Raw genomic sequence first — 5289 nt, forward strand, 5'->3', positions numbered from 1 at the left:
ATGTTAGCAGCGAAACTGTGGGAAGGTATATTGAGGCACAGCGCCATCATGACGTTACTTGACGGGACTTAAACGTCCCGTTCGTGCAAAACTCCCGCGTAAACGCCGGGAGTTTTGCACTTCTCGTCATCGTTTATAAGTCAAAGCAACTGCCTCGGTGACTTGCTTCCCCGCCGCCAATTCCCGATACAACGCCGCCGCCGCAGCTGTCGCATCCGTATCTAAAACCTTTTGTCCCCAACCCAAAACCGCCGTCGCCCCCTGTTTGAGCAATTCTTCCGCCATCGAAGGCACCGCCCCCGAATTGCCTGCTTGCCCGGTGCGACAACCGGAGAGGAAAATTAGTTTAGGCAATCGGAATTGCAGTTCTTGGGCAATGTCGGCGGCGCTGGCATAGAAAGCTTCCCCCGTCTCGGTTTCGGTAATAAAGCAAGCGAATCCCTCTTGAAACGTCGCGTGTCCAGTCAGGTGCAAGACATCAAAATACCCGCTGCCATAATCGTCAACCAAATAACCTAATTCCGACAAACAACCGCTTTCTTCCACCCGCAGCGCCAAAGGTTGCCGCGCCGTCGCCGTGAGAATCCGCGCTTCCTCCGCTTCATAATCGAGGACGGGTTGCACCCCCAGGGGCGAAGTCGCCATAAACAAGACTTGCAGCGCCCGATTTTCCGGCGCCCTCTCGATGGATAATTGTGGGATAGGCGTCTCGCCTGTCACCACCCACCGCACCGGAGCGATCGCAGGCACGCGCTGCACCAGAAAACTGTTGCCATCGTGCAGCACTTCCCAAGGCAAGTGGGCAAGTTTTGCCGCCGCACTAATCGCCAAAACAATCCCCTCGCGCCGATATCGCTCCAACAACCGTTGCAGAAACCTTTCGCTCCCATCCAACCAGTTATACAACCTGCGCCCGGTGATGGCGTAATCCTCCGGCAAGCTGACATAGTAGTCTCGTTCCGCTAGCTGGATCAATTCGGCGATTTGATCTAAGGCGAGCGAGCGCCGCTCATACTGGTTCGGATTGTATTCAAAGAAACGTAGCTATACGTAATTATCCGCAATTTTGAGGTCGAGGTGGAGCGATATGCCGACCGCAAGCTACGCGACCGCACGTTTGTAACCGAGGACGTCAGTAATATCCTCAAGGTTAACCTGGATCGTTCCGGATAGTCCCTGTGCCCGCCAGCCCGCCAGCCCGCCAATCCGCCAATCCGCCAACCGGACAGCCCGCCAGGGATTAAAATCCAAGGGCTTTTAGCGAAAGTCCGTTAAAACAAACTGTAAATGGGGCAATTAGTCGGTTTTAACCGACTTTAGCTATAGCTGTGGAAATTGATTTCCGGGCGGGCTGTCCGGTGTGCGACAATGCTGCGTTCTCCGGGCTCACGCCTGAGAAAGAGAGAATCAATCCTCTAAAGCCTTGCGGATATCTTCAAGGGTGGCATTTTCTAACAGCAGCCTTTGTCCATTGCGCCCAACAATCAAAACTTTGGCAATTCTTTTACCCGACTGTTGCAGTTTATACTCTTGATATCACTTGCGGATTTGTGCGGCGATCGCAATCGTTCCCCCAACAATCCCGACAATTGAGGCAATAGTTGCTACCACACCCTCTTTGTCAGGTTGTTGCGAACTCACCTCGTAGCTTCCCGATATACCAGGAATTGCCAAAAGCGCTTCTGTCGCGTCAATTGCACCTTCTCGCTCAATCGCCACCTGAATATCTGCCATGATTCACCCGAAGCCCAATTTTACTGGAGACTGGCGATCGCTCTGTACGTTCGCCAAGTGTCTCAATGTGCAGAAAGCCGTTTGCGGTAGGGAACATTAGTAATGTTGTTAAACCACCCGATATATCCAGGTTGCCGTGCCCCTACAGCTTGGTGCTGGCAAAAATGCCGTTTGCGGTAGGGAACATGAGTAATGTTGTTAAATTACCCGATATATCCAGGTTGCCATGCCCCTACCCCGCGCCATTGCCGAATTAAGGTTGGCGACAAATCCCAAAGACGGAAGTGTAACCGTGGAGGAAGGTGCTACCACCCACTGGACCAATTTCGCCATTGCAGAAGAAACCACCCAGAGGAATATTGCTTAGGTAGCGGTGGAACAGATGGGAATCAAAATTAGGACTGCCATAAAGACCTTCTCCCCGTCCCATACAAGAGAACATTAAAGCACCGCGAGCGGCTGTTGTATTCGCTTGCTGTTGATAGCGTGAAAGTAACAGTTCCAAGTCTTCAGCAGAGGTGTTGGCGTCGCGGAGGTGGAATTGGATGCGCTGTCCAGCACGAACCCGATCCCCGATGGCGATCGCACCCGCTGATGGTTCAACTCCCAGCAAATTGCGGATTAAAAAGTCTCCCTGCTCTAAATTTTGCTTAAATTCATCCCGCGCCACCCCGACAAACAGCGAATGCTGCGCCAGCATCCGGTCTTCTTCGCTCAGACTTTGGATCAAATCCCGCAGCACTTCTAAAGGCGTGCCAGATTTAGCAGTTGCACCCACCCCTGCTGCGCTTTCTGCCTCCATTCCCAGGACAATATTTCGCTCGCCAAGAGTCACCCGATAAGGCTGACCGATAGGGCGACATCCTTGCGCCACAATCGTTTCCATCACAATATTACCGCTGAGGGCAACGCCGATCGTGCCTTCGCGATAAAGCTTGTAGTTACAAAACAATCCCGTGCCGCCAATCCTAGCGCTGCCGCTGGCAAGTCCCCCGACTTTTACCGCACCCGGATAGGCAAAATCTAAACCCTGAATCAGGTCGTTGACTTTAGACGAGAACGGATCGGCTAATAAAATAAACTGGGGTTGCTCCTGCGGCGAGACGCCGATTAATTCTACCCAAGCATCTGGAGGACTATCCAAATCCGGCATCGATTCGGCAAAGATATGAAACGCTTTCACATTGACGCCGGGAAGATGCGCCAGATGCAAGCTTAAACCGGGTTCGCCTTCTACCTCTTGCGCCTCTTGGTTCGGTTTCATCCCAATCACGCCACCGCCGCTGCAACCGATTAACACCGGCACCTCAAGTCGCTCTTGTAGTAAAGGCATCAGCCGCGTATACTCGCTGGCAAAGGCAGCGGAGATAAACACCAGTCCCAGATCCGCTTTTGCTGGTAACGCTGCTGTTACCCTTTCTACAACTTCCTCAACTGCCCCTTCCAAAGAAGGACGGGTTGAAAGCGCATTGACCCACTGCATCTGGTTATTTACGGGTTCGACCATCTTCCTTATCCTATGTGAAGTTATTCGGTGCTGCGCCCCCACAGCCATACTTCAAAGATTACTGTATAACATTTATGGGGATGGCACAGAAGCCGAACCCACAAGTGCAGCCGCGCACCAGAGCAATTTTACTTAAAAGCGATGGAAAAAATTATTACCTGGGTTATAGCGCGATCGCTTTAAGAAGTGTTAAGGTATATGTAGGCAAAAAAAAATTTACGGCGAATCTTTGTTGTAGGGTGAGGTTTGGTTAAATCTTAAGAAATAAACATCATTCCCCAGTCGATGACTCGGCTTGCTGTAATACTGAACAGTTAGGATCTTTTAAATACCATCTTTAGTTAGGTAAGATTTTCCAAAAAACTCCCTCTATAACAGAAAAGATCCTAACGAACGAAAGTGTCTGTTGAAACCAAGAGCTATGAACAACATCCAAACACAAATCGAACAAGAACTCGAAAACGCCCGCACCGTCTGCGATACCGAAGGAGCAACCTCTAAAGAATGTGCCGCAGCTTGGGATGCGGTAGAAGAACTGCAAGCAGAAGCATCCCATCGTAAGCAAGATAAACAAAAGAATTCTTTTGAGCAATATTGCGATGACAACCCAGACGCAGCAGAATGCCGGATCTACGATGACTAAGGTTGGTCAGTCATAGCAGAGAATCATCTCTGCTAGGGCGCGGATGCGACTGAAGAAGTAACAAAAGCAACCGAACTTGGGGACCCTTAGTTCGAGTTGCTTATTTTTTATTTGCTCGGGCGTAAAACCGCATTCCCCTTGTGGGTGCGGATGTAAGCCCGGTCGGTGACGAGTTGATGGCAAGAACGTTGGCAAGCGTAGCTTGTCCGAGAGATTGCCATCGACTTTTGAACCGACACTCTCTGGTCGGGAAAACCTATACGCTTTGTCTGGACTGAGTTTCATGATATTCTTAGTACAAGAGTCCGCTACAGCAATCGGGACTGTCTGATCTCCGTCATCTCATCAGCAACGCCTTGTTGCTAATAGGGAAAGCAGGTTAGGGGAAATGACGACAGACCATCCCACCCAGAGGGAGATAGCGAGTAATTCTTTCCTCTGTCAGCAAGGCTACGCACTACTGACCGGAGGAACAGGGCACAGTCAATTGCCCGGATGTGACCGTCATGCTCACTTGGTCTGTGCTTTGGACGAGTTACAAGCCACATCGCCTTGTGCGTGTGGTATTTGACGCGACACTTCTTAAGTGAATCCCCAGTAATTTACTACCGGGGGTAGACCTGCCACGGCACGGGGTAGGATAGCGGCAAGTTATTGGGGGGGAAACCCTGCCAGACCAGCATCGGCTGATTCCACAGACCGCGAAAGTCCCTTGTGTCCCACTGGCTGACAGGAGTCTCGTTAGGCGGCAACAGTGGAGATGCAATCGCTGCCCCGCTGGAAAGTTCTTGCTCTCCCCATATCAGTATGATCAGGCTATCCTCACCGCGAACGACCAACTACCTGCACGGACATTTACCCAGGTCTGCCCATCAATGGTTAATTGGGATAAACTGTTTAATCCGTTAGCAGCAATAATGCCAAAATCAGAAGATGTCAGTCCAACAATTCCATTGCCAATTACTGAAGACAAAACCAACCGTTTCAACAAATCTCTCGTACCACCTGGATTGAAATTTGCAGGGAACGATTCTGGATTAAACACAATATCATGCTGGTTTGGCGATAATGGGTTGCCAGGTAACACCCTGAATCTACTAACGTCATTTCCGTTAGGAGCAAATGAGTACAGCGAATTATTAGGCCACCAAGTTGGTTTAACCGCAGGACAAAGAAAACCGGCAGAACACAACCCAGCATTGTTTTCGGGTCGAATTGCGACTACCATTGCAATCTCTTGTGATTGAAAAGTCGTCCACCTAATAGGAAAATTTTCGTTTGAACCATAATTAATATTTACAGCGTTATTAAAGTTAGCATCGCTGGAAATACCAATTGTGTTAGGAGTTAGCGTTAAACCGTCATTTCCATCTCCCTGCCACAATTGAATTTTAATACTTGTTCC

General features: G+C 50.1%; 7 protein-coding genes. 3 read left to right on the forward strand and 4 right to left on the reverse strand.

Translation table 11 applies throughout. The annotated features are described in order from the left end of the window. Nucleotides 1-126: 126 nt before the first annotated feature. Together MiSe_RS47490 and MiSe_RS47495 are read right to left on the reverse strand one after the other, a co-directional pair. Nucleotides 127-975 (reverse strand): CHAT domain-containing protein, encoded by an 849-nt coding sequence (locus tag MiSe_RS47490; protein ID WP_226594145.1) that lies wholly within the window; start codon nucleotides 973-975, stop codon nucleotides 127-129. A gap of 561 nt (nucleotides 976-1536) precedes the next feature. Next, nucleotides 1537-1734: a hypothetical protein gene (locus tag MiSe_RS47495; RefSeq protein ID WP_226594146.1), complete on the reverse strand. Its 198-nt coding sequence runs from the start codon at nucleotides 1732-1734 to the stop codon at nucleotides 1537-1539. Nucleotides 1735-1865: 131 nt separating this feature from the next. Between MiSe_RS47495 and MiSe_RS51775 the strand changes: the two genes are divergently transcribed. Next, a complete protein-coding gene (locus tag MiSe_RS51775) occupies nucleotides 1866-1991 on the forward strand; it encodes a hypothetical protein (protein ID WP_264197101.1) in 126 nt (41 codons plus the stop codon). On the opposite strand, the gene MiSe_RS47500 is transcribed toward MiSe_RS51775, so the two are convergent. Next, on the reverse strand, nucleotides 1988-3241 hold the full coding sequence (locus tag MiSe_RS47500; RefSeq protein WP_226594148.1) for an FIST signal transduction protein: 1254 nt from the start codon (nucleotides 3239-3241) through the stop codon (nucleotides 1988-1990). The two genes, MiSe_RS51775 and MiSe_RS47500, sit on opposite strands and share 4 nt — an antisense overlap. Nucleotides 3242-3321: 80 nt before the next feature. Here MiSe_RS47500 and MiSe_RS47505 point away from each other — a divergent pair, with 80 nt between their 5' ends. Together MiSe_RS47505 and MiSe_RS47510 are read left to right on the forward strand one after the other, a co-directional pair. Continuing rightward, nucleotides 3322-3495, forward strand: coding sequence for a hypothetical protein (locus MiSe_RS47505; protein ID WP_226594151.1), 174 nt, complete (start codon nucleotides 3322-3324; stop codon nucleotides 3493-3495). Nucleotides 3496-3662: 167 nt separating this feature from the next. Beyond that, nucleotides 3663-3884, forward strand: a complete 222-nt coding sequence (locus MiSe_RS47510) for a Calvin cycle protein CP12 (protein ID WP_226594154.1) — start codon at nucleotides 3663-3665, stop codon at nucleotides 3882-3884. An 811-nt stretch (nucleotides 3885-4695) separates the two neighbouring features. Here the strand turns inward: MiSe_RS47510 and MiSe_RS47515 are convergent. Then, the coding region (locus tag MiSe_RS47515) for a hypothetical protein (protein ID WP_226594157.1) at nucleotides 4696-5289 on the reverse strand (594 nt) is incomplete at its 5' end.

The sequence above is a fragment of the Microseira wollei NIES-4236 genome, assembly GCF_020521235.1.
In the GTDB taxonomy this organism is placed as follows: Bacteria; Cyanobacteriota; Cyanobacteriia; order Cyanobacteriales; family Aerosakkonemataceae; genus Microseira; species Microseira wollei.

Excerpts from the sequence above, each read along its gene's own strand:
- MiSe_RS47495 (WP_226594146.1), bottom strand. The coding sequence starts at position 1,734 with ATGGCAGATATTCAGGTGGCGATTGAGCGAGAAGGTGCAATTGACGCG.
- MiSe_RS47500 (WP_226594148.1), bottom strand. The coding sequence starts at position 3,241 with ATGGTCGAACCCGTAAATAACCAGATGCAGTGGGTCAATGCGCTTTCA.
- MiSe_RS47505 (WP_226594151.1), top strand. The coding sequence starts at position 3,322 with ATGGCACAGAAGCCGAACCCACAAGTGCAGCCGCGCACCAGAGCAATT.
- MiSe_RS47510 (WP_226594154.1), top strand. The coding sequence starts at position 3,663 with ATGAACAACATCCAAACACAAATCGAACAAGAACTCGAAAACGCCCGC.